Source organism: Pseudomonas sp. FP1762, assembly GCF_030687105.1.
GTDB lineage: Bacteria > Pseudomonadota > Gammaproteobacteria > Pseudomonadales > Pseudomonadaceae > Aquipseudomonas > Aquipseudomonas siliginis.
Genome location: NZ_CP117458.1, coordinates 1,986,406 through 2,009,005, shown reverse-complemented (window position 1 = coordinate 2,009,005; position 22,600 = coordinate 1,986,406). Strand labels below are relative to the sequence as shown.

The window sequence follows — 22,600 nt, the reverse complement described above, 5'->3', positions numbered from 1 at the left end:
CTCGCTCCCACATTGATATGTGCCAGGCACGCAAAAGGTGTACACAAGGTTGTCACCATCGGTGCCATTTATGTGTGCACTTTCAGTTCTGACGCCCTGAAAAGTTACATCCCCCAGCACAATCCCCATCTGCTTGCCCCTCTGCAAACTCCCTCCCCTGAAAAAAATTCCTGTCCAATCGATCAATTTATATCGCCGGTTTTTCAGTCACTTACCCCGCATTGATAACTATTCGAAATGAGCCCTAGCGCTTATAGATTGGCAACTGGCACAAATCTGGCTTTATCGCATACATGTTTTGTATACAAAACTGCAAAACATGCACACTTTCGATCCGCAAGCCTGAAGCGCCCTATCCCGTACAGGCTGCAGATGCCCCGTAACCAGTGATGTTTTCACCGCCGCGACGAAGATTTGTCGAGCCTGAGCGCTCATGCACAGTCATCGCGGGAGTGAACGTCAGGAGCCTGCCGGAATGCGTACAAGTCTTTCGAATAACATCGCGCTGAATCTGCCCTCCTCCACGCTTGATCAACCGTTGCTTGATGACGGACTGAGCGAGCCGCTGCAACTGAGCCCGCGTCTGCACAACAGCGATCTGGCGCCGACCAAAGCCGAAGGGCGGCGCTGGGGCCAGTACAGCATCTTTGCCCTGTGGACGAATGACGTGCACAACATCGCCAACTATTCGTTCGCCATCGGCTTGTATGCACTGGGTCTGGGCGGCTGGCAAATCCTCTTGTCACTGGGGATCGGCGCGGCGCTGGTGTACTTCTTCATGAACCTGTCCGGGTACATGGGGCAGAAAACCGGGGTGCCGTTCCCGGTGATCAGCCGGATCAGTTTCGGCATCCACGGTGCGCAAATTCCTGCATTGATCAGGGCGGTTATCGCCATCGCCTGGTTCGGTATTCAGACGTACCTCGCCTCGGTGGTATTCCGCGTCCTGCTGACCGCCGTGCATCCCGGCTTTGCCGAATACGATCACGACTCAATTCTGGGCCTGTCGAGTCTGGGCTGGGTGTGCTTTGTAGCAATCTGGCTGGTGCAACTGGCGATCCTCGCCTACGGCATGGAGATGGTGCGCCGTTACGAGGCATTTGCCGGGCCGGTGATTCTGCTGACCGTAGCCGCACTCGCCGGGTGGATGTACTTCCAGGCCAACGCGACCATTGCCTGGTCGATCCGCGAGCCGCTGACCGGGGGCGAGATGTGGCGCAACATTTTTGCTGGTGGCGCGTTGTGGCTGGCGATCTACGGCACGCTGATCCTCAATTTCTGCGACTTCGCCCGTTCTTCGCCGTGCCGCAAAACCATCAAAGTAGGAAATTTCTGGGGCTTGCCGGTGAACATTCTGGTATTCGCCGCGATTACCGTACTGCTGTGTGGCGCGCAGTTCCAGATCAACGGGCGGATCATCGAAAGCCCGACCGAGATCATCGCTTCGATCCCCAACACGTTCTTTCTGGTGCTCGGCTGCCTGGCTTTTCTGATTGTCACCGTTGCGGTGAACATCATGGCCAACTTCGTTGCCCCGGCGTTCGTCCTCAGCAACCTGGCGCCGAAGTACCTGACCTTCCGCCGCGCCGGATTGATCAGCGCGACCATCGCCGTGCTCATCCTGCCGTGGAACCTCTACAACAGCCCGCTGGTGATCGTGTATTTCCTGTCGGGCCTCGGCGCCCTGCTCGGCCCGCTGTACGGGGTGATCATGGTCGACTACTGGCTGATCCGCAAAGGCCGGATCAATGTGCCGCAGCTCTACAGCGAAGACCCCAACGGCGCTTATTACTACAGCCGCGGCATCAATTTCCGCGCGGTGGCGGCGTTTATTCCTGCGGCGCTGATCGCCATCGTTCTGGCATTGGTGCCCGGTTTCCACAGCGTCTCGCCGTTCTCCTGGCTGATCGGTGCCGGCATCGCCGGCATGCTTTACCTGATCATCGCCAAGCGCCAGACCCATTACGCCGAAGTCAGCGGTGAATGCATCGCTGTGGATAACGTCAGCCACTGATCCCTTCGCGGCCCGGTTTTCGGGCCGCACCACTGCCCGCAATAAGGATTTTCCATGCGTATTCTCGTGGTCAACGTCAACACCACCGAATCCATCACCGACGCCATCGCCCGCTCGGCACAGGCCGTCGCTTCGCCCGGTACCGAAATCGTCGGCCTGACGCCGTACTTCGGCGCCGAATCGATTGAAGGCAATTTCGAAAGTTACCTGGCCGCCATCGCCGTGATGGATCGAGTGATGTCTTACGATCAACCCTTCGATGCGGTGATCCAGGCCGGCTACGGCGAACATGGCCGCGAAGGTTTGCAGGAACTGCTCAACGTGCCAGTGGTAGATATCACTGACGCGGCGGCCAGCACCGCGATGTTTCTCGGCCATGCCTACTCGGTGGTGACCACGCTGGATCGCACCGTGCCGCTGATCGAGGATCGGCTGAAATTGTCCGGCCTGTGGGATCGCTGTGCCTCGGTGCGCGCCAGTGGTCTGGCGGTTCTGGAGCTGGAACACGAACCGCAGCGCGCGCTGGAAGCGATCGTGCAGCAGGCCGAACTGGCGGTGAGCCAGGACAAGGCCGAGGTGATTTGCCTGGGCTGCGGCGGTATGGCCGGGCTGGACGAGCAGATTCGCCGGCGCACCGGCGTGCCGGTGGTGGATGGCGTGACAGCCGCCGTGATGATTGCCGAGTCGCTGGTGCGTTTGAAGTTGTCGACGTCCAAGGTGCGCACTTATGCGACGCCACGACCGAAGAATATTGTTGGCTGGGCGCAGCGCTTTGCTCGATAAACCGAGTTATCGTTCATCGCGGGCAAGCCCTCTCCCACAGGGTTTTGTGTTGTTTGCAAGATGTGTGAACAACTCAAAACTTGTGGGAGCGGGCTTGCCCGCGATAGCCGCAACTCGGTTTGATGCCTGGCTCAGATAGCACTAAACCGCCGCCCCAGTCCCTGCTCAGCAAACTGTTCAATCACGAAATCCACAAACGCCCGGGTCTTGCCCGGCAACAATTTGTGCTCGGCGTAATAGATCGAAATGTTGCCGTCATCGACAAACCAGTCCGGCAGCACTCGCTGCAACGTCCCTGCCTGAAGATACGCGACCGCAAACGGCATGCTCACCAGCGCAATGCCCAAACCTTGCATCGCCGTCGCGCACGCCGCCTCGGAATCACTCATGGTCATCCGCGTCCGCAATGTCAGCGGACTGTGTTGCTGATCGCGGTGAGTCAGTTGCCAGGAACGCACGCGCCCGGTCTGCGGTGAGCGAATCAGAATGCCGTCGTGTTGCCTGAGGTCATCGGGATGGCTGATCGGGGCATGTTTTTGCAGATAGTCCTCCGATGCCACCAACACCCGATGCGCCGGTGTCAGCCTGCGCGCAACCACGCCTTGTGGCAGTTCAAAGCCGCCGCCAATCGCCGCGTCAAAGCCCTGCCCGATCAGGTCGACCTGGCGGTTATCGAAATGCCAGTCCGGGTTGATCGCCGGATAGCGCCGCAGAAACTCACCGAGCAGCGGCACGATATACAGACGACCGAACACCGTGCCCATGCTGACTTTCAGCGTGCCGGCCGGTTGCCCGCCGGCACTGGCCAGATTGGCTACGGCATTCTGGATGGTGGTCAGGCTGGCGCTGACTTCACTCAAAAACAGCTGCCCCGCTTCGGTCAACGTCAGGCTGCGGGTACTACGCTGGAACAGCCGCACGCCAAGCCGCGCTTCCAGTTTCGCCACGCTCTTGCCGACCGCCGCCGGGGTCAGGCTCAAGCGTCGCGCGGCTTCGGCAAAGCTGCCGACTTCGGCGCTGCGCACAAAGCATTCGATACTGCTGAACGTTTCCATGATCGCCACTATAAACTTCTGGTTTACACAGACTATAGCAATCATGGTCTACCCGGCTTCGGCGGTCATTAGAAACTAAGATGGAGTCAATAGATTTTAAATCCGAGAAAAGCTGAATGCCTTTACCTAGGTGCATTGCCACCGATGCAGGTAATGGGAGCAGTGAGCGTGATGCTTCTAGCCAAGCAGCGCGGCTTGCGAACGGCGGCTGCCGGCCATACGCGGGGGATCTAGACGACCGCCTTGGTTAGGACTGAAAAAGTCGTCGCCGAATCCGACGATGCAAATACCCGTACTTGAGATCGACATCTAGGATCACCGATCTGTTTGTGGGGACTTTATCGCTGTTTAATTGCACGGACACATTTACGCAACATGTCGGCATGGGAAGGCCCAGCAACGCATTCAATAGCTAGTTTAAAACTCATCTGCAGCAACGTGAGGGTCTAAGCCGTTTGATCGTACACACGATCTAGCGAGAGGCGCCAAGTCATTGATGTCTCCCCCCCGTCAAGTAGCCTGAGCACAAGGCCTCTCTCTTGAAGGCCTCGATTACTACAGTAGGAAGGTTGGGCCCGCACAAAAAATACTCAAAATGCTTCAGGAAATGTGGGTGACAGAGTATTTCCTCCCCCAGAGGTTCCATTTCTTTCGAATATCTCTTCGCGTGACCTACCTCTCCCCCCAGGTTGAAGTTTGGGTCGGTAAAGTAGGCGATTCGAATTTTGGGAACTGCGGATCTTTCAAAAAGACTCAAAGCGAGCTGCGTCATCGGTTCTAGCGAGCATCGAAGCTCATCATGAGTTTTCCAGTTAAACCCTATCAACACAAAAAACGCTTGCTCTTCGCGCGTCAAAGTAATATCGGGATTTCTCATCATCAGTCCTAAACTAAAAGCTGACCACGGTTATAATATAAAATGAGATTTGGTGCTCAAACATAATCTCTTTTTACTAACGCGGGAACTTTATCCGAATAACAAAATGACTTATTTAGGCTTGATATTAGAGAAAACACCTGATCTTCAATTTCGTAAAAATCGTTTCTAGGATGATGGCTTAACTCAATACCTAAGCCTTTGACGAGTCTATTATTCTCTTTTGATGAGGCATATAACGGAATGAGCCTTGCATTGCGTTTATCGCTTGCTCATTAGAAAAAAGTATTTGATCATTAATGGCCAAAATCACACTGCAATATTCATCAGATATTGTCGTTTTACCGATGCGAGATTTTGAGAAAATTAAGTTATACCAAACGAATACATCCACTGGCGCTGGAGCTACCCGATTGCGTTTAGATACCTCTAGCGTGACGTAGTTTTGCAAAATTGAATAATGCGATATATGATTTGAAAGTGCCGTAGCGCTTACGCTATTAAAATAACTCATGAAGGCGACTATTATCACTCCAACAGTTGTAATTCCGACAAGTAGACTCAAAGTTGCCGACAGTATCAGAAACGGCTGATCAAATAGCTCTAAAAATTTTTTACACAACCATTAGTTAAGCAAAAAGCTCGAGATAACTCTCCTGAGATTCCAGTAATCAAAAATATTGACACGCTAACCGCCAGACAGACCACTGCAATAAACAAAAGCCCAGCAGCCAAAACATTTAAATATGGATAATTATTCCATGCGCTCTTAAGCTTATTAAGCATAGTCAGGCTGCAATCCCTTCAAGGACTTTCTAATTTCCTTAGTAGTTGCCGGAAACGATCTTTTCAAAACAATCAGCCTTTCCTGAAGTTTGTAGTATCGCTTGGCATACCAATATGTACTTCGCTTAGTACTGCAATCTTGCATTAAACGCTCAAGCATCGCACTCGCACGCTCAATATCTTTATTTGAGGGTAGCGGAAATATTTTTTTATCCTACCAAGTAATGACTCATATCGGTTATGTCCAACTCTTACCAGTTTATTAACTCGCCCCATACAACGATTGAAGTCATGACGGTAAGCATGTGTCGTTCTGTAGCCACGCTCAGAAGCCAAGTTTTCTATATTCTTTAGTGCTGCCCGAATTCTTGAAACCTCTCCGGATGGTAGGCGAGGTTCGTGAAAGGCTACTCTTAAACCATGAACGGTCAGTGGCTCAGTGGAGACAGAGATCGAGCGAGTCTTGGCTATATTTAAGGGTAACTCTTTACTTGTTAGCATGGCTCGAACAATATCTAATGAATAGGAAAAGTCATAGTTCGATATCTTCGAAGACACTATAATGTCATCCACAAGGCGTGTGTAAACAAGCCCTTTCCTCATAAGCCGCTCAACAACAGCGCCTTCCACATCATAAAGACACAAACTGGCAAGATAGCTAGAGGTTAAAGCTCCTCGTATCACATAGGACTGAAAACAGCATATTTCCGCAAGCAGCGCCGAAGTCTCACGATCAAACTTCATGAAATTTTCAAAAATATTGAAAACGATATCTTTGTGGATATTATCAAAAAAATTTTTCACATCAACTTTCAACAAGCTCTTTGCACCACAGTGCTTGGCGGCACACGAGACATAATCTTTGTTGATCATCCTTTGGTTTTTTGGATCTCGCTGATTAGGTACTGAACCAAAGAGATGATCAGGCCACTGAATAATACTTAAGCGAGAGAATATCCGCTTATTGATTCGCCTTTGAATTTTACGAAGCAAATAATGTGGATTGTAGACTAACCTGACACTACCGTCGCCCTTAGGTGTTTGAGAAACAGTGTATTCTTCCTCATCAGAGAGAGAGAGAGAGAGAGAGAGAGAGCCCCATAAATTTCCTGAAGAGAAACTGAAAAGGCGCTGCAGAGATTTTCAATGCTAGAAATTGAACCTTTAAAAACCTTTTTCGGATTCAGTTGGACCATTTTCAAATCCTTTTAAAAATAGACTTGGCCAACCCATACTCAAGGGTGCAGTGAAGGATGATGCGTTCATCGATCAGATCGCTGGCAGCTGCCATCCTTCACATGGCCAAACCTACCGTACCTGTCTCCTCCAGGTTCTTGGGAGGTGATCGGAGGTGCGAGTCTCCGGACAAGCCAAAAGTGAAAACTTAAGGCGCTCGTAAGAGCAAAATCCAGGATCTAAAAACAATCGACTGCGGCACATAAGCGGTACGCTCACGCACACTAATGTACATACACTAAAAAACAATAGCAATGTATCGCTGTAAGCGATTGATTTTGAGGAAATTCATTTTAGACCGGCATTCAAGATTATTAGCGAAAGCTGCCCCCCACCTAAACGTCACCTTTTGTTGATGTAACGCGCTGCGCTCCCGGGGCTTGGTAGAAACGCAATAAACTAGGGGCACCCTTATGCAATTACCACTTGCATCTGAGGGCGATCTTGGTCGTTAAGCGGTCGTTCGCGAACGTCCGCTTATGGCCGAAAGCTGACGGCCAGTGCTGCCCGCTTCTGACGGGAGTGACTGCTTACACACGTACGCTCCTGGCCGGTTGCCGCCCGTCAAAAAAAATGCAATCGGCCAACGGGAGACCACAAATTGCGGATTGACATTTCAGAAAGAGCAACCAAAATAATTGTACAAAGGTTTGTTTTTGTATAGATATTCCGGTGTCTCAATGTCAATCTCCGAATTGCTCGTCTCGTGGAATGAAAAATGGGCTTTAAATAAGGGAATGGTCGTCTGCAAGGCATGCAGAGCTGTCCAACCAGAGGCAGATGCGGCTGCCAATTTTGCACATATGCCCGAATGCCCCAGCGCACATAGAGGAGTTAAGCCTTGGAATGATCTACGTGCTGCTATAGGTAGCCGCTCCGAGGAAAGCCAACTCCCTATCCGTACGTCAGAATTCTGAAAGCCTTCTACGGCCGCAAGCAGTTTTTAGGCTTACCACGAATGGCAATGAAGCGGGGCATAAATGGCAGCTAATGGCCGGCAGCGGCAGCGGCCGCTTCCCGATGTCCGCTTATGACCGAAAGCAGCCGCTTACGGACGTCCGCCCTTGGCCGACAGCGGACTGCGTAGGCAATTTAGGAGTGCCGTATCCGCATAATCGCATCTGTGATCGCTTTCGCATTTGCGCCTAGGGTCTTCACTGCCATCTGCAACAACCTCGACGTCATTGGCTGAAAGTCAAACGGTGACCGCCTCAATGGCCGAGGTCAATGCGTACTAACTGTGCAAAAGCAATGTCAGAACGTCAGCAGTGTATGCATCCGGCGAAATCACCTCCGAATCCCAACATAGGGGCGATCGTATCCGCGTATTTTTAAGCGGTCGCGATCAACCTTATTGCCAGGATTTCCATGCGCCAACGAAGCTCTTATCCGAAGCCTTACAAAGCCCAAGTTGTTCAGGAATGCCTGCACCTGGCGCGACGGTGGCCGAAATCTTTACTCCACTCAACGTGTGGTGTCATGTCGAAATTGGCCTCTGCTATCTTGCTGCTCCCGCCGAGAGTCACTTGAACTATTTGGGAGATAAACCACGAGGAGGTCTGGAGCGGAGCTCAAAGTCATCCCATTGCTCTGGTAGTCGCTGTTCTCCGCAAAAAACGTAAACATAAACATCGCTAAACAACCCTAGGTAATACCCCTTCCTGATATATGGATGGGTGCACCTTTTCATCTTTTTTTTCGGATCAGTTGCGAGCTTCATCAGCGCACCACCTTCTTTCCAACATATCTATAAGGATGAGCGACTCGTGCGGATGGGTTAAAAAAGCCCGTACTGTGTACGGGCAACAGGAGGAGTTACCTGAGCAGCCTGCGATGCCGTGGCAGGCCTATATGTAGGAAGGCGTCGAGTGGAGGACGTTTCATTTATTTCGACCTTACGGTTGTGCGTCAGACAGACGGTTTCTGTGGAACTCAGAGGGTTGTGAGCTTTGGGGGTGACGTGATGCACTGGTTTGGTCTACCGTTCGCTATCTCCACGTGACGACCTTACAGAAGCCCTCGCCCCGCTCTCTTCGCAGCGACTGGTGAACTTAGAGCGGGAGCAGACGGGTGAGAACTTGCGCGGCGATCATTTGAATCGGCCACTGAGAAAATCGCATGAGCTCTCAGTTACTATGCTTTGGACAGATCGGCAAACTTGGACGCCAAACGAGCCACGGCGCTACCTTACTTGTCGTATCGAACCGCTGACGAATTGGAGCTGAGGCGTCGCTCCGTCCTGATAATTGGAAATTTCTGAACTGTTCTGCCATCAAAGCCGTCCACTTCATTACACCCATGATGGAGGTAACGAACATGGCTACGCGACAAGAAAATCTACTCGACTGGCTGCGCGACGCGCACGCGATGGAGCAACAGGCTGAACACATGCTCAAGGCTCAGTCTAAGCGGTTGGAGCACTACCCTGAACTAAAAGCTCGGATCGACCAGCACATCGAAGAAACCCTTGGCCAACAGAAATTGATCGACGAGTGCCTCTCACGTCTTGGTGGTAACTCTTCAACTATCAAAGACATGACGGGCAAGATCATGGCATTTGGACAAGCAGCCGGCGGCTCGTTGATGAGCGATGAAGTGGTTAAGGGGGCAATGGCTGGCTACGTCTTTGAAAACGTAGAAATAGCGACTTACACGGTACTGATAGCAGCTGCACAAGCGGCGGGTGACGTTGAAACTCAAGCTGCATGCGAGCAGATCCTTCCCCAAGAGGTTGCGATGGCCGAATGGTTACTTGAACATTTACCACAAATCACGGAAGCATTTCTGGTTCGCTCAGAGGATCCTAACCTGGAAGCAAAAAAATAAACTGACTGCGCAGTCACCAGAACTGCGCACTCGGTTCAATTTTTATTGAACTCTCGAGCTTATACCGTTGGTCTTGAATAGCAGCACCAAAAAGTAATTTCTACGTTCGCTACACCTCACAACTTATGCACGCGCTATCGCCCGCAGTGGCGAGCGCGCCTAAAGCCGAGTCTGAGGAAATTCAAAATGTTCTTACATAACAAGCGACTTCAGTACACTGTTCGTGTGGCAGAGCCTAATCCGGGCCTGGCCAACTTGCTTCTTGAGCAATTCGGCGGCGCTAACGGCGAACTTGCTGCGGCGGCGCGATATTTCACCCAAGCGTTGGCGGAAGAAGATCCGGGTCGTAAAGACCTTTTGATGGATATTGCGACAGAAGAATTAAGCCACCTCGAAATTGTGGGCTCGATCATTGTCATGCTCAATCGAGGCGCCAAAGGTCAGCTTGCGGAGGGCGTGCAAGAGGAAGGTGAGCTGTATCGTGCCATCAACGGTAACGGCAACGACTCGCACATCACCAGTCTGCTGTACGGCGCTGGTGCTCCCCTTGTGAACTCTGCGGGTGTGCCGTGGACGGCGGCGTACGTCGATTCAATCACAGAGCCTACCGCCGATTTCCGTTCTAACATTGCGGCGGAAGCGCGCGCAAAAATCTTATACGAGCGCCTGATTAACGTCACCGACGATCCGGGCGTTAAAGAAGCACTAGGCTTTCTTATGACGCGAGAAATCGCCCATCAACAATCGTTCGAGAAAGCGCTGCATTCGATCCAGCCGAACTTTCCGCAAGGCAAACTTCCGGGCATGCCCGAATTCACCAACAAGTATTTCAACATGTCGGGCGAGCCGAACGTACGCGGCCCATGGAACGAGGGCGGTGCTTGGGAATACGTGGAAAATCCTGAGCCGGCGGTCGACGGAGGCGATGGGCTGGCGACGGTCAGTCTGCCTGCCGAGGATGTAGAAGTCTTGGAAGCGATGAAGGCCCGCACGGTCTCTGATCCGCTCAGTGAACCCGTCACGGGCGCCGACCTTGGGTCGGGGTATGTTCAAGGCAAAGACGCCTAACTCAGTACAGCGGCCCCACATCGGGGCCGCCACAACCTCAGATGACCAAACTGAAAAACGTTAAAGTAACTTCGCTTACCACTGACCTTTTTAAAAATTTGATGGAAGCAGCCTCCGCTGGCTTTGAACACGATTGCCGACAGGCCTGTAGAGGTTTAAGGGTGAGCATGGCAGTTAATGCGTTCGGGATGGGAAAGCTGATTCCTAATAACCTAGCGAGCGAGAGCGGCCCTGAAACCAGTTCACGATTATAATTACCGAGACCGTACTTGCAATGACAGCAACTGTTACCCGTCTAACGGCGGTGAGGACAACCTATTGGGTGGGACTGACTATCCACAGCGAGGAGAGGTGAAAAATGCGGTTTACAAGGAATGCGGGATTTCACGCCGGAATCATAAATGCTCATAGATTTACATTCCTGTTCGGTAGCGCAATTTTCTGTGTCGGCACGCTCATCATCTTTTCCAAGTTCGTAAGCAGATTGTTTTAAATCAACGACCCGGCGTGCCACCCGAGTACGCCAAGAAGTCTTGCTGTACAGAGGTGGAACTGGATCTCACAGTAAACATTCTAACTTTCTACTCGATTGCGTCCTTTTGACTTCGCGGCGTAAAGTAAACGGTCAGCCTTGAGCAGAAAATCCTTGTAATTCTCCTCCCCTGTTTTGCAAGTCGAGACCACACCTGAGCTTATTGTGACAACGCCTAATGGGCTCACTGAATGTTGAACTTTTGCGTTAAAAAGCGAAATTCTAATATTTTCTGCAACCATGACCGCACCTGCAAGTTCAGTGTCCGGAAGTAGAATTACAAATTCTTCCCCACCGTAGCGAGCTGCGATATCACTTGGCCTATTGACGCTGGCTGCAAGAACGTTCGATACGCGCACAAGGCAATCATCGCCGCCTTGATGGCCATAATGGTCATTATATTGTTTAAACAGATCTATATCCAGAAGAATCAAGGATATGCATGTCTGATTCCTCGTGGCACGCTTCCATTCTTTATCCAATGCCAAATCAAAACTTCTTCTATTGGCTAGGGAAGTGAGACCATCTGTATGGGCTATTACCTCTAGCTCTTTTCGGATTACTTTGAGCTCGCGCTCTGCGATTATCAGCTGTTGGATCTGCCGATATAGCAAGCTACCTAAAAACGCTAATGCCAATATGATGGAGCCTACCAGTGCAACCGATTGGTAAACATATGACCACCATGGCGCAAATACATGCTCATACGAAACTCCGGCTGCTGCGACGATAGGCAGCCCAGCCAAGCGACGATAGGCGTAGATGCGTTCAATATCATCTACAATGGACTTGATTATTGCAGTACCGCTATCGCTCTGAGGTAGGTACCGGCTAAAAATTTCACCTTTTGAAAGATTGGTCGTCATCAATGCTGCGACGGTCGGGCGTCGTGCGAGGAGCTCGCCGTTATCGAGTGCTAGGAAAATAACCCCTTCGTCGTCAACGGCCATACGTTTGAAAAAGCTTTGAAAATATGAAACCGGAACCGTGGCTAACGCAACCCCTGCAAAGGCTCCATCGGCTGTTTCGATACGCCGGCTTATAGGGATCACCATATCCCCTGTCGTTCGACTTTCCACTATCGAGCCAACGTGGATGGACTGGTCATCGTGCTCACGGTGATATCGAAAGTAAGCTCTGTCGCCGTTGTTTTTGTTTTGCAAACCTTCGGAAAACGAATTGGCCATCCAATTGCCTTGCGCATCGAAGATGAACAGCCCCTGAACACCTTCAATGTTGTTCACCTGTCGGGCCATCAGCTTTGCCAACCGCTCCTGTTGATCAGGGCCGCTTCCATCGTGCGCTACACGCTCTGCCAGATCTCGCAAGGTATTATCAGCCTGCAGCATCGTGTCACGGGCCTGCTGTTCAGCGGCAAGTACAATGTTCGAAACAGTTATTTTGGCCGCGTCTACTCGCTCACCGGACGACTGCACAATCTGCCAAGCAGTAGCAAGGATTAACGATAAACAAACAAGAAGAATGAAACCTATCAGCGAAAGGGACAGCGCTTTAGGTGTCAGCCTTGCATGGATCGGTAAGGAGAGCGTCATATATACGTCTTCAAATTGGCGGTGGGCTTAAGCGAGCAATTTTTATACCGGCATCGAAATAAAAGTGCTTCACCCGCAGCTCTGGAATCCCCGAAATCTGCGCGAATAGGCGTTGCTCTTCGCATATCCCACCGCAGTTTGACACCTACACGACTGGATGCTGCACAGACTCATGAATGAAGACCGCGAAGGCAACGACTCCCACTTTCTTCATCGTAGAAGGATTCCCGTCCTGGTTACCGTAGACCCACGAATGGGCATGATGGCAGGAATCGTTCCGGGCTTCAGCGCGGTTCACTGCCACCCTATCCTAGAAATGATCTCGCGCCGGTAAGGCGTATCGATCTGCGACGGCACTTGTTTGATGTAGTCGCGCGCGCTCTCAAGTGTTTCTCCGCTTAAGCCGGCGAGATAGGCAATAGCGTCCTCGGTTGCGGGGACGAGCCCCTCAACGCCTCCGAATCTTGGTGGCAGTCCTGTCCAAACTACCGCATCCAATCGGCGGGCAATCGCCCATTCAGCGATGATTCCCGCTGCGTTCGTACCGACCACGAAACTACCGATGCCTTCCTCCCGGTCTTGAGGAGCTCCCTCCCGAATTCTAAGAGCCTCGCGTGCCTCATCAAGGTTGTCCAAATCCAATACCGCCCAAAGCACCTTGCACCCAGGTGCGTTTGCGCAGATGGCTGTCGTAAGATCTCCGTTATCACTGCCCCGCGCGAACTCGATGGGCAACACTGGGCCGTCCATAAACCACTCGCTCGCAAGCGGTAAGGTGCCTGGTTTCCAGATCAACGATCCCCATCCTAGACATGCAATTACCATGGTCAGCACCTGTGTTTGAGACGAAGTTCACTCGCAATGCCTCCAGTCCTATAGTCAACCGCGTCCACTGCAGTCCGGTGCAATGGGCACCGCCCCTCCTTGGGCAATTAGGCCGTTCAGCCTTTGGTTTTTCTAGGATCTGCTGACCGAGGAAATGTACGTTCCTCTTGGATCGTGCCATCCTCTTTGTGGATTTTGAGAGAAGCTGTCTTGCCCTGAAGAAATTCGCTCGCTATCTCGGTAATCTCTGCTTTGGTAGATGCGGTCCTGGAGGCGCGTTGCGCGCCCTCTTTGACGAGCTCCCAAAGTGTTTCCGTTTTTTTGATGTGATAGTAATCCATTGGCTCACCTCTGATATGACAATCAATACCTGTCAGGTTGACCATAGGAGAACCGAAGAGTTTGAACGCATTGGCGGCATTCTGGATGCTTACGGAGATCCCCTTAATTTTTCTCGGGACGTGGGGCAAATGCCAGAAGCATGGGGCTGTAGCCGCTATACAGCAGTAAGAGTTTTAGCATGGCAAAGCCTAAACAGTCTTAGCTCGCTGCAAGCGTTGCTTACCAGCGCGGTTAGCGATCTCCGGCGCTGAGCCTTCACCGTTCTGCTGCCGGCAAAGAAATTCCCGTATCAAAACAGCAGTTCGCCTGGCACTGGTCACTACGAAAAAATGCCCCTCGCCCTTGAGCACGCGTAGTTCAGCTTGTGGAATTGAGCGTCGCAGGATATGCGCGTTATAAGGCTGAACCAGGGTGTCACGGTCGCCGATCAGAATAAGCGTGCGCGAGTGCAGACGGATTAACCGTAGTAGACTTGTCCAGCCTACCAAAGCGGCTAGCTGGTGATGATAGGTTCGCAGGCGTACGGTTAGCATTCGCTTTACAACACCGAAACGCAGCAGCGCCTGTGTCGAATTGACTGAACCAACTCGTTTCCGCTGTTTGGCGCCTGCGCTCCCTCTAAAGAACTCCAGGATGTCGGCGGGCTTTACCAGTAGCACCGGGCCCGCAGAGGTCGCCGCCAGGATAAGCCTGCGTACCATCGTGGGATGACGAAGAGCCAGCTCTTGCGCCAAGGCACCGCCCCAACTCACGCCGAATACATCAACATGGTCAAAACCCAGTTGCTTGAGCATTTCGGCGATCAGATCGGCATGACTCGGCAAACGCATAGGCCAGCGGGGCATCTGCGACTTGCCGACACCAGGTACGTCCAACGTGATCGTTGTGTAGTCGCCTAGTTCGTTGCGCAGAGCATCGAAGGTTTTGATCAAACCTCCCAGACCGTTGAGTAGGAGTAGCGGAGGGCCTAGGCCGGTGATTGAGACATTCACCTGCAAGTCTTTAACGGTCATCATTCGGCTCGGCATCGACACCTCCTCCGTCATTGGTGAAGCAGTGTAGACGAGCAGTTATGTGGCGTTCGACCACCGCCTGTCCTCCTAACATCTCGGTATTTTTGTCTATGCCCCAACCATTCTGATAAAGGTTTTCAGTGGCTTGGTGATCACGCAATTCAGGGCCACGATCTTAGGTAGAGGAACCCTCATCCGGGACGGGCGCCTAACAGTTGAACCCCTCAGCTTGAGAAAGACAGAATGCATATGTCCGAGGCAACGCATATCATGGAAGCGCTTTCGACCAATGAAGTAAACGTTAAGCTCGCTGAGGGTTGGTCACTAATATCTATTGTTGTGACAACACATCCTGATGGTCAGCTCCATCCCCTGCTACGTTCTCGGCAAATCGAAACCCCTATCCGACGATGAGAAGCCTCACTGATCAGCCTGGCATCCAAACAGCACTCCGGCTCACGAATGTATTGAGAGGATAATTTGTCTTATTGGGATTGGATTCAGTGGCCAGCGATGGTCGTCACCGTACTGGCCGCGTGGCTCATCGGATCGCAGCGACCAAAAAGGCGAATGACAGGGTTTGTGCGCTTCAGCGTGAGCAACGTGCTGTGGGTCATCTGGGGCGCCTACGCAGGAGCATATGCGTTGATCGTATTGCAGGTTTTCCTTGTTCTGATGAAACTTCGTGGATTAAGGAAAAATTCGAAGGGCAGAGAAGATCAGAGGATTCAATAATGACGGTGCCCGTCGAAGTTTTTTTTAAAACCTCGGGCATTCATTCCCAACAGTGCGCACTCAAGAATAATCAGAGCATACGCCTCAGCATGAAGTCCCCAGGCCACCCAAAGCGTATTGCTTAGGATGAACCCCCAAAAAGCGATCATCCGGCGGTACGCTCGTTGCGAGCCGATGAACCAGGCTGAGATGACTGTTACAGCCATCGCTGGCCACTGAATCAGATCGATGTAATACATGTGCGCTCCGCATTTTGAGGTGCATCTTTGCTTCTAGCATGTTCTGCATTCATCTATCCGAAACGATCCCAAGGCTGATGTTCTCGAAGGGTTGCTACACAAGGTTGTCCAGGCTCGCGCATACCAATGCCCAACGCTGAAATCGACGTGTTCAAGGCTTCATTGACGATCAACCCGAAGCGTTACTCTTGTCCGGCGCACCGTGCTTCCGAGATCTACCTGAACCCGATTTGTCGCAATCGATTTCGAATCGGAATGATTCGAAATGCGCCTACTCGGCACAGGTTGTTTTGATAGATACCTCGGGGTGAAGGTTCAAAAATTGCGTAATGTTTGATCTAGATCAAGGGATTGCTAAGCAGCACCCATAGCCCTAAGCGCACAATTGGTTCTGAACTCGATGCTCTTGCGGGGCGACTAGAAAAGCGAGGCGCCACGCTCCTCAAATACGCTGCGAGGACATCTGCAAGGGACATATCGTGAGTCGAGAATCCCGCGTGCTCCAAGCGCTTTCAAGGCACACGCGATATTTTCGCTTACACTCATGCAAACCGTTCCGCCCGTTCGGTCGGTTTCTCGGATTAGAGGAGGAATGTTTGAACGTAAACTGGGAAGGATTGCTGCCGATTCGCGGTGAGGTCATCGTCATTGAGGACGACCCAACTTTACAGTTGCTCATGACCGATATCATGGATGAGATTGGCGCGAAGACTGTCCCGTTCGCGACGGCGGATGATGCGTTGACCTATCTGCTCGAAGCACATTGTGAATGCGCCTTAGTGATCGCCGATCACGGCGTTCCCGGACAAGTCCAAGGCATTGAATTCATAGAGATGGTTAAAGGCAGGTGGCCTCACATCGCTGCGATACTTACCTCGGGATATCTGATCGAGAGCACCGCAGTGCCAGCTCGTACCATTTACCTGCACAAACCCTGGTCACTCGATGAATTGGTGACAGCAGTTGCGGAGCTTTTGCAGCCCGGTAAACCGATTAGCAAACGCTAAGCTTGGCTTCGAAATGGTAAGACCAGGCAGGCCACGGTTGGTGCTGAGCCTGTAGGCCTGCAACACTACTGCTCATGAAACCAGTCCGGTGCTGAAGTCCCTGATTTTTTGAATTTTTCCGCGCCAGATGACTCCGTTAGATCAGAACAGACGGAGTTAGTTATGGAAAATCATCTATTCGTCATCAACTACAAGCTTCATGGGGTGCCGAAGTTCTTCATCATCCGTAGCAATGCGATGCAAAACGCTGATGCCTGGCACTGGGCTAGTTGCGATGCGGGTGTAGCGCCCATTCCCAGGCCTGGTCGCCCGCCACTGAAAATGGTGTCCAAACCTCAAGCCGAAAAATATGGCATTACCGATGTCACCTGGCGAGCCAGCTCAACGTAGCAGTGCATGGTAGGGCGCGGGCTAATGATGAATGCGCTTCATGTCGTAACCGCCCGCAAAGTCCGATTACCCGCTAAATATTCCGAAATCAGCTTTTGAACCCAACGCTGATTCGATCCGTCGTCCACTTTGAAAATAAATTGAGGTCACGATGTCGCCTTTCGATATCCAGCGGATGCTGATAGACGAATTTCCCTTAGCGTTTTTGCTGGAGGTAGGTTTTAGGGCCACCTTCGCGTTTCTCGCCGTGTTTCTTTTTTTGAAATCCAGCGGTAGGCGAGGGATCAGACAGCTTTCACTTTTTGAGCTGGTGGTGATTTTGACATTGGGCTCCGCCGCAGGAGACGTGTCCTTCTACCACGATGTTCCGCTGCTGCCGGTCGCCGTAGTATTTCTCATGCTTCTGCTTCTCTACCGCCTCACCGTCCTGATAATGACGAAGAGTAAAAAATTTGAAGCTTGGATGGATGGGCTCCCGGTAACCGTGATCCGTGACGGTCTCTATGAGCTCAAGTCTTTGGAAACGCTGAACATCTCATCTAACGAATTGTTGATGGAGTTACGACAGCAAGGGGTTGAACATCTCGGACAAGTAAGGCTCGGGCTGGTTGAGACCGACGGCGACGTCAGCCTTTATTTTTTCGAACAGAAAGATCTGCGCCCTGGGCTGTCCGTCCTGCCATTAGAGCATCGTGCCGAGTTTAAAACTGCGCCTGCCTCGGGTTTGTACTGCTGTGTAAATTGCGGGTTCTCCCAGCATATCGTGGAAGCCCAAAGAGCAGACTGCCCTCGGTGCAACCACGATATTTGGTCAACTGCACTCAGTAGACCACGCTGTCGGTGACGCCCTGCCGCAATATCGTTCGCCCTAACAGCGCGCGCAACGCTGCGACTCCCCGCCCGACGAAAAAAGAGCCCCGTAGGGCTCTTTTATCTCAACGTACAATCATTTGGTCAGCCATGACTCAACGGTTTCAGAACCGTGCTCAGCCTTCCAGTCTTTCAGACCGCGATGGTTGCCGCCCTTGGTTTCGATCACTTCACCAGTGTGCGGATTTTTATAGGTCTTGACTTGCCGTGCCTTACGACGTCCAAGATTCGATTGGACAGCGGGTTCGCGGCGACCAGCTCGTGGGTCAAGCACGTTAATTACGTCTTTCAGGCTATAACCGTATTTCGCAAGGAGATCACGCAGCTTAGTCTCAAACTCAATTTCTTTTTTAAGATCAGCGTCGCCCTTAAGCGCTTCCAGCGCCTTGAGTTGTTCTGCGAGATGTCTTTCTAATTGGCGGTATTCTGCGAGCTTGGACATGGACATTCTCTTTGGACGGTTGATGAAGGTTTGTGTGAAATAATATCTCAGATTTATCTATGGATAATCTAGCTATGACCGTCACTCCGAGCTGAATCGACCTTAATCTGGCCCGATTCACCTCACGTGCGGTATTGCTCACGAAGTTTCCTAAGTTCACTCGACCCCATTTGTTCTAAGCCCAGCGTGGCATTCTGCGCTTCGTGAGGAGCTCGTATAAGCTCATCGATCTTCAAATGTAGGATGTCGTTGTCCCGGTTCTGAGTGTTTTGAATCAGAAACACCATTAGGAAAGTAATGATCGTGGTCGACGTATTAATGATGAGCTGCCATGTGTCGTTGTAGTGGAAGTATGGGCCGGTCGCCGCCCAAGCGATGATCAACAAAATCGCGCTCAAAAACGTCTTCGGGCTGCCAGCCCTATTGGATAGCGCTTGGCAGAAAAGGGAAAATCTCATAACGCACACTCTGAATGAACACAGTCTGTTGACCGCATAGAAGCCAGAAATACTTTATTGCATTTTAACCGTCTGTCGGGTTCGAGTTGCCCGCACGTCTTCCTTCAGCACTAACAAAATTTGAACGCCTGATTTCAACGACTGGTCACCCTGTTTATCCACGAACTTTCCGACATTTACAGCGCTGAGAAACATATCACTCGCGCCCTCCCCCGCATGGCACGTGCGGCCACCAATCCTCTCTTGGCTGAAGCTTTCAACGCGCACCTGGAGGAAACCCAAGGACAGATTGAGCGGATTGATCAGCTCGTCGAATTGACTGGCTTAAAACTCAAGCGCATGAAGTGCGTAGCGATGGAAGGACTGGTCGAAGAATCGAAAGAGCTTCTGGAGGAAATTGAGAAAGGTGCCGTTCTGGATGCGGGACTTATCGGCGCCGCGCAAAAGGTGGAGCACTACGAGATTGCCAGTTACGGCACCCTGATCGCCATGGCCAAACATTTGAATCTGACGGATGCTGCCAAGCTCCTCAGCGCAACGCTTGCGGAGGAGAAGGCTACGGACGACAAATTGTCGAAGATTGCCGAGCAAGGCGGCAATCAAGCGGCCACGATGGAGTCTAAGTAAGGTCTAAGCTACGACTGGGCGACGCTAATCGGACGACGTCGCCCTTCTTACGATCCGTTTCGAATTCAGGGTTTAGCGCCGCCTCATTTCACGCGCGCATTCTCCTCGACTCATTTGGAGTGCTTGCGTGGCACGGTGAAACGAGCCGTTCCTTCGCTGACGGCTGGAATTACGCCAACGCATATCGCGTCAACTATGAGCTGTCGGGTAGCCTCTACGTCTAGCGTCTTCCCCAAATTCTCTTGCATGAATTGCCTGCTAATAAAATAGCGTCCGCAAGCGGAGCAATCGATGACCTGCCACTCCTCTACTTCGTTTTGAAGCTTTGCATCTTCCCAACAAATTCAGCACATACATTTCATAAATTGCCCTCCGTGACAATGGATTGCTCCAGAAAAAGCCTGGTTCAATTCAGTGCCGTGACTGGAATAACCATCGGTCGGTTTCAAGCGGCAGAATGTACATATGACCGTTCATGACCTGTTACGGCTTTTAGCCACCTGTGAATCCAATCGGCCCGAAGTTTTCAGCCAGAGCGAGGGCTTTTTTTTGCGACGCTGGAAATCACGTATACGGGGGCCGGTTTACCAATCCCATAACGCTTTGGCATCCGGCCAAGCCGTTCTAACGTGATTAGGAAAAAGCTTATGTCTTGCGCCTATGAAGGCTTGGCAACCGTTGGCGTGTTAGCCCTATACCTGGAGCAGTCTCCAAACAAGTGACCACCTACGAATTGAACGTGCGCGTTCTCAACGTCGGCCCGCAGCGTTTTCGCCTTGAATTTGACCGCTACTTGCAAGCCCCATGCAAGCCACTGCCATTCAGGTGATCTTGCCCAGCGGTCTGGTGCTGCAAGGCCCGATTGTCGACGGCAGCAACGAGCCGGCCGGCGGATAGTTACTAAACGATGTTGAGCAGTACGAACTGCCGCTTGAGCCACCGGCCAACCTCAACGGCTGGACATGGGAGTGAGCATGAAAGATGCATTGACTGCATCGACCTGCCGCCAGCGATTCGGGTAACGCTTACTCCGATAAGCAGCTCCGTGTTTCGAGTTAGATCCAACGAGCGCATTGGCTCGATTGCCGTCGCCGCGAACAAACCCGCTGATGTCCTATCTGCAGGTAGTCATAGGATGGTCTCGCGCACGCTAAAGTTTTGAGGACTTCCCGCAACTGTCGATTGAGTTATTTCCCAGCGTACGGTATCGGCAGTAATCACCGGCCTATGGTGGTGCCCCAGCCTCTGCCTAACGAGCCACAGCCTTGTCGCCTGGACGGCCACTATCTTTCTTCTTTTTGAGAACGTCGGCGCTTACAACGTAGCCACCGCACTCAAAGCAATCAACCATCACACTTTGGAAGTTGGTTTCCAGCACCCGAGCCGACGCCCCACAAATTGGACAGCTCATACGTCACTCCCTGCAGTTGTTGAACTGTAGCCGAACGCTGGTCACTCTCCACCTGTCACGGAGGGCTCATGACGATTCTTGCCAACAAAAGCTGTTTCGCCTCGGCATCGAGGCACAGATGGAGATTCTGAAGATCTTCGAGCGTTGGATGCTACTTAGCGGTAGAGCTGTTCCCTTCTACCGGACGACCATCAAGGACAGGCAGCGGATCGGTTTGAATTCCCGTCAAGATGGAGGCCCAAGCTGCGTACGCTTGCTTGTGACGAGACACAGCTTCATCCCAGCGGCTCCCTTTCACTTCGTGCGAGACGACAAGCATCATTAGATTATTTGTGGCCGCATCCAGATCAACCAGGAGGTGATGGGCGTTGAACCGGAAATCGTCGGATGAAGGCATGATGGCACGCATATTGTAATTAAGTGGTAAGAGCATCGGCGCTTCCCACATGGCATCATTATGACATTGTTAGCTATTGTTGGTTCGGATGCGTAGACGACCGGTATCTAGAGCGCTTGGCATCCAGATGAGGCTGTTGAAATCGACCTATTGCGATGGCGCGGCGAACTGCGGAGACAGAAAGAACCAGCTAGTCAGCTATCTGAGAACGTCCGCTTTCAAGGGACACTTGGCAACCGACTTACAGCCGTTATCGGGGCAAATTACACCATGTGGACTAGCCAAACGCTCATGTCGCCAGCGACCTGACCTCCCGGAGCCAAGTTGCTCGCATCGTCATGAATCAGTCATCGACGTCTGATGGGAGAGTAGTGGGCTCAATTAGATGAGGGCCCTGACTACGTACATTGCCCACTTCTTTGCCGACCTTGTACCAATGAAAATCCGTAGCAGGCCTGCAGTGCTCCAGTGCTAGTTCGCGAGCTCTTTCCGGTGAGGTGTCGGGGTCTATCCACTCGCGGGCGTGCTCAGGCGATAAGACCAAGGGCTTGCGATCGTGAATATCGACCATGCCTTCATCACTCGCGGCGGTAATGATGACAAAGCCGTCGCGATCATTCGGCTCCATACCCTCATGCACCTCGGCCAACCCCGCGAAGAACATCGGAATTTGCTCTTTCGTAACGAAATACGGCTGTTTTTTCTTCGGTTCCTCTTCGTCCTTGACCCACTCGAACCAGCCGTTCGCAGGCGCGAGTACGCGTCCGTTTGGCCAGAGCTGATTGAAAAACTTGCCGGTGATGACGGTCTCGACTCTCGCGTTAATCGGGTCAGGACGCTTCCCCTTCGCCCAGAAAGGCGCCCATCCCCATCTGACCTTATCAATGCTCAAGCTCTCTCGACCCGGCCGGATGATTTCTACCCGCGTCGACGGTACGACGTTGTACCGCTCAACGGGCCAGAGGTCATAGCCATTGATCACCAACAGCCTTGGCGCAAGCTCCTTAAAATAGTGATCCATCGATTCGTAGATCGAGTAGCGTCCGCACATGCTGTCACCCGTCGTATCGTCGTGCCTATGAAATTGACCGCAAGCGAACCAAATCGCTAACTG

General features: G+C 52.0%; 21 protein-coding genes. 9 read left to right on the top strand and 12 right to left on the bottom strand.

Annotated elements, in window-relative coordinates; genetic code table 11:
* Window positions 1–475: 475 nt before the first annotated feature.
* On the top strand, window positions 476–2,014 hold the full coding sequence (locus PSH90_RS08920) for an NCS1 family nucleobase:cation symporter-1 (RefSeq protein WP_236169904.1): 1,539 nt from the start codon (window positions 476–478) through the stop codon (window positions 2,012–2,014).
* 54 nt (window positions 2,015–2,068) lie between these two features.
* Window positions 2,069–2,797, top strand: coding sequence for an aspartate/glutamate racemase family protein (locus PSH90_RS08915; RefSeq protein ID WP_305382532.1), 729 nt, complete (start codon window positions 2,069–2,071; stop codon window positions 2,795–2,797).
* 131 nt (window positions 2,798–2,928) lie between these two features.
* Here the strand turns inward: PSH90_RS08915 and PSH90_RS08910 are convergent, their stop codons facing one another.
* The 3 genes from PSH90_RS08910 to PSH90_RS08905 form a co-directional block, all read right to left on the bottom strand.
* A complete protein-coding gene (locus PSH90_RS08910; protein ID WP_150741370.1) occupies window positions 2,929–3,852 on the bottom strand; it encodes a LysR family transcriptional regulator in 924 nt (307 codons plus the stop codon).
* Window positions 3,853–4,922: 1,070 nt separating this feature from the next.
* Window positions 4,923–5,294 carry a retron Ec48 family effector membrane protein gene (locus PSH90_RS27485; RefSeq protein WP_370695121.1) on the bottom strand — a complete coding sequence of 124 codons (372 nt, stop codon included), beginning with the start codon at window positions 5,292–5,294 and terminating at the stop codon, window positions 4,923–4,925.
* A gap of 365 nt (window positions 5,295–5,659) precedes the next feature.
* Entirely contained in the window at window positions 5,660–6,508 is an 849-nt protein-coding gene (locus PSH90_RS08905) for a reverse transcriptase family protein (protein ID WP_236249056.1), read from the bottom strand.
* 2,559 nt (window positions 6,509–9,067) lie between these two features.
* On the opposite strand from PSH90_RS08905, the gene PSH90_RS08900 reads away from it, so the two are divergent.
* Entirely contained in the window at window positions 9,068–9,577 is a 510-nt protein-coding gene (locus tag PSH90_RS08900; RefSeq protein ID WP_160769598.1) for a ferritin-like domain-containing protein, read from the top strand.
* 186 nt (window positions 9,578–9,763) lie between these two features.
* Complete coding sequence (locus tag PSH90_RS08895; protein WP_160769599.1) at window positions 9,764–10,645, top strand: manganese catalase family protein; 882 nt, start codon at window positions 9,764–9,766, stop codon at window positions 10,643–10,645.
* Window positions 10,646–11,218: 573 nt separating this feature from the next.
* On the opposite strand, the gene PSH90_RS08890 is transcribed toward PSH90_RS08895, so the two are convergent.
* The 4 genes from PSH90_RS08890 to PSH90_RS08875 form a co-directional block, all read right to left on the bottom strand.
* The gene (locus tag PSH90_RS08890) at window positions 11,219–12,730 is read right to left on the bottom strand and encodes a sensor domain-containing diguanylate cyclase (protein WP_160769600.1); all 1,512 of its coding nucleotides are present in this window, start codon (window positions 12,728–12,730) and stop codon (window positions 11,219–11,221) included.
* A gap of 294 nt (window positions 12,731–13,024) precedes the next feature.
* Window positions 13,025–13,480: a hypothetical protein gene (locus PSH90_RS08885; protein WP_236249057.1), complete on the bottom strand. Its 456-nt coding sequence runs from the start codon at window positions 13,478–13,480 to the stop codon at window positions 13,025–13,027.
* A gap of 191 nt (window positions 13,481–13,671) precedes the next feature.
* Window positions 13,672–13,896 (bottom strand): DUF2188 domain-containing protein, encoded by a 225-nt coding sequence (locus PSH90_RS08880; protein WP_160769602.1) that lies wholly within the window; start codon window positions 13,894–13,896, stop codon window positions 13,672–13,674.
* A 189-nt stretch (window positions 13,897–14,085) separates the two neighbouring features.
* Window positions 14,086–14,925 carry an alpha/beta fold hydrolase gene (locus tag PSH90_RS08875; protein ID WP_160769603.1) on the bottom strand — a complete coding sequence of 280 codons (840 nt, stop codon included), beginning with the start codon at window positions 14,923–14,925 and terminating at the stop codon, window positions 14,086–14,088.
* Window positions 14,926–15,423: 498 nt separating this feature from the next.
* Between PSH90_RS08875 and PSH90_RS08870 the strand changes: the two genes are divergently transcribed.
* The gene (locus PSH90_RS08870) at window positions 15,424–15,645 is read left to right on the top strand and encodes a hypothetical protein (RefSeq protein ID WP_370695120.1); all 222 of its coding nucleotides are present in this window, start codon (window positions 15,424–15,426) and stop codon (window positions 15,643–15,645) included.
* On the opposite strand, the gene PSH90_RS08865 is transcribed toward PSH90_RS08870, so the two are convergent.
* Window positions 15,639–15,884 (bottom strand): hypothetical protein, encoded by a 246-nt coding sequence (locus PSH90_RS08865; protein ID WP_160769604.1) that lies wholly within the window; start codon window positions 15,882–15,884, stop codon window positions 15,639–15,641. The genes PSH90_RS08870 and PSH90_RS08865 overlap by 7 nt on opposite strands.
* A 596-nt stretch (window positions 15,885–16,480) precedes the next feature.
* On the opposite strand from PSH90_RS08865, the gene PSH90_RS08860 reads away from it, so the two are divergent.
* The 3 genes from PSH90_RS08860 (at window position 16,481) to PSH90_RS08850 (ending at window position 18,125) form a co-directional block, all read left to right on the top strand.
* Window positions 16,481–16,891, top strand: coding sequence for a response regulator (locus PSH90_RS08860; protein WP_160769605.1), 411 nt, complete (start codon window positions 16,481–16,483; stop codon window positions 16,889–16,891).
* Window positions 16,892–17,053: 162 nt separating this feature from the next.
* Window positions 17,054–17,281: a DUF6555 family protein gene (locus PSH90_RS08855; protein ID WP_160769606.1), complete on the top strand. Its 228-nt coding sequence runs from the start codon at window positions 17,054–17,056 to the stop codon at window positions 17,279–17,281.
* Window positions 17,282–17,432: 151 nt separating this feature from the next.
* Window positions 17,433–18,125 (top strand): DUF421 domain-containing protein, encoded by a 693-nt coding sequence (locus PSH90_RS08850; protein WP_160769607.1) that lies wholly within the window; start codon window positions 17,433–17,435, stop codon window positions 18,123–18,125.
* Window positions 18,126–18,227: 102 nt separating this feature from the next.
* Here PSH90_RS08850 and PSH90_RS08845 read toward each other — a convergent pair whose 3' ends face one another.
* Together PSH90_RS08845 and PSH90_RS08840 are read right to left on the bottom strand one after the other, a co-directional pair.
* On the bottom strand, window positions 18,228–18,593 hold the full coding sequence (locus PSH90_RS08845) for a histone-like nucleoid-structuring protein, MvaT/MvaU family (protein ID WP_080923198.1): 366 nt from the start codon (window positions 18,591–18,593) through the stop codon (window positions 18,228–18,230).
* 122 nt (window positions 18,594–18,715) lie between these two features.
* Window positions 18,716–19,051, bottom strand: coding sequence for a low affinity iron permease family protein (locus PSH90_RS08840; RefSeq protein WP_160769608.1), 336 nt, complete (start codon window positions 19,049–19,051; stop codon window positions 18,716–18,718).
* Between the two features lie 141 nt (window positions 19,052–19,192).
* On the opposite strand from PSH90_RS08840, the gene PSH90_RS08835 reads away from it, so the two are divergent.
* Window positions 19,193–19,678, top strand: a complete 486-nt coding sequence (locus PSH90_RS08835) for a ferritin-like domain-containing protein (RefSeq protein ID WP_160769624.1) — start codon at window positions 19,193–19,195, stop codon at window positions 19,676–19,678.
* A gap of 1,562 nt (window positions 19,679–21,240) precedes the next feature.
* Here the strand turns inward: PSH90_RS08835 and PSH90_RS08830 are convergent.
* Entirely contained in the window at window positions 21,241–21,522 is a 282-nt protein-coding gene (locus tag PSH90_RS08830; RefSeq protein ID WP_166554788.1) for a hypothetical protein, read from the bottom strand.
* Window positions 21,523–21,829: 307 nt separating this feature from the next.
* Window positions 21,830–22,537 carry an SOS response-associated peptidase gene (locus tag PSH90_RS08825; protein ID WP_160769609.1) on the bottom strand — a complete coding sequence of 236 codons (708 nt, stop codon included), beginning with the start codon at window positions 22,535–22,537 and terminating at the stop codon, window positions 21,830–21,832.
* Window positions 22,538–22,600 lie beyond the last annotated feature (63 nt).

Coding starts and splice junctions, on each gene's coding strand:
- PSH90_RS08920 (WP_236169904.1), top strand. CDS start 476: ATGCGTACAAGTCTTTCGAATAACATCGCGCTGAATCTGCCCTCCTCC.
- PSH90_RS08915 (WP_305382532.1), top strand. CDS start 2,069: ATGCGTATTCTCGTGGTCAACGTCAACACCACCGAATCCATCACCGAC.
- PSH90_RS08910 (WP_150741370.1), bottom strand. CDS start 3,852: ATGGAAACGTTCAGCAGTATCGAATGCTTTGTGCGCAGCGCCGAAGTC.
- PSH90_RS08900 (WP_160769598.1), top strand. CDS start 9,068: ATGGCTACGCGACAAGAAAATCTACTCGACTGGCTGCGCGACGCGCAC.
- PSH90_RS08895 (WP_160769599.1), top strand. CDS start 9,764: ATGTTCTTACATAACAAGCGACTTCAGTACACTGTTCGTGTGGCAGAG.
- PSH90_RS08890 (WP_160769600.1), bottom strand. CDS start 12,730: ATGACGCTCTCCTTACCGATCCATGCAAGGCTGACACCTAAAGCGCTG.
- PSH90_RS08885 (WP_236249057.1), bottom strand. CDS start 13,480: ATGGACGGCCCAGTGTTGCCCATCGAGTTCGCGCGGGGCAGTGATAAC.
- PSH90_RS08880 (WP_160769602.1), bottom strand. CDS start 13,896: ATGGATTACTATCACATCAAAAAAACGGAAACACTTTGGGAGCTCGTC.
- PSH90_RS08875 (WP_160769603.1), bottom strand. CDS start 14,925: ATGCCGAGCCGAATGATGACCGTTAAAGACTTGCAGGTGAATGTCTCA.
- PSH90_RS08870 (WP_370695120.1), top strand. CDS start 15,424: ATGGTCGTCACCGTACTGGCCGCGTGGCTCATCGGATCGCAGCGACCA.
- PSH90_RS08865 (WP_160769604.1), bottom strand. CDS start 15,884: ATGTATTACATCGATCTGATTCAGTGGCCAGCGATGGCTGTAACAGTC.
- PSH90_RS08855 (WP_160769606.1), top strand. CDS start 17,054: ATGGAAAATCATCTATTCGTCATCAACTACAAGCTTCATGGGGTGCCG.
- PSH90_RS08850 (WP_160769607.1), top strand. CDS start 17,433: ATGTCGCCTTTCGATATCCAGCGGATGCTGATAGACGAATTTCCCTTA.
- PSH90_RS08845 (WP_080923198.1), bottom strand. CDS start 18,593: ATGTCCAAGCTCGCAGAATACCGCCAATTAGAAAGACATCTCGCAGAA.
- PSH90_RS08840 (WP_160769608.1), bottom strand. CDS start 19,051: ATGAGATTTTCCCTTTTCTGCCAAGCGCTATCCAATAGGGCTGGCAGC.
- PSH90_RS08830 (WP_166554788.1), bottom strand. CDS start 21,522: ATGCTCTTACCACTTAATTACAATATGCGTGCCATCATGCCTTCATCC.
- PSH90_RS08825 (WP_160769609.1), bottom strand. CDS start 22,537: ATGTGCGGACGCTACTCGATCTACGAATCGATGGATCACTATTTTAAG.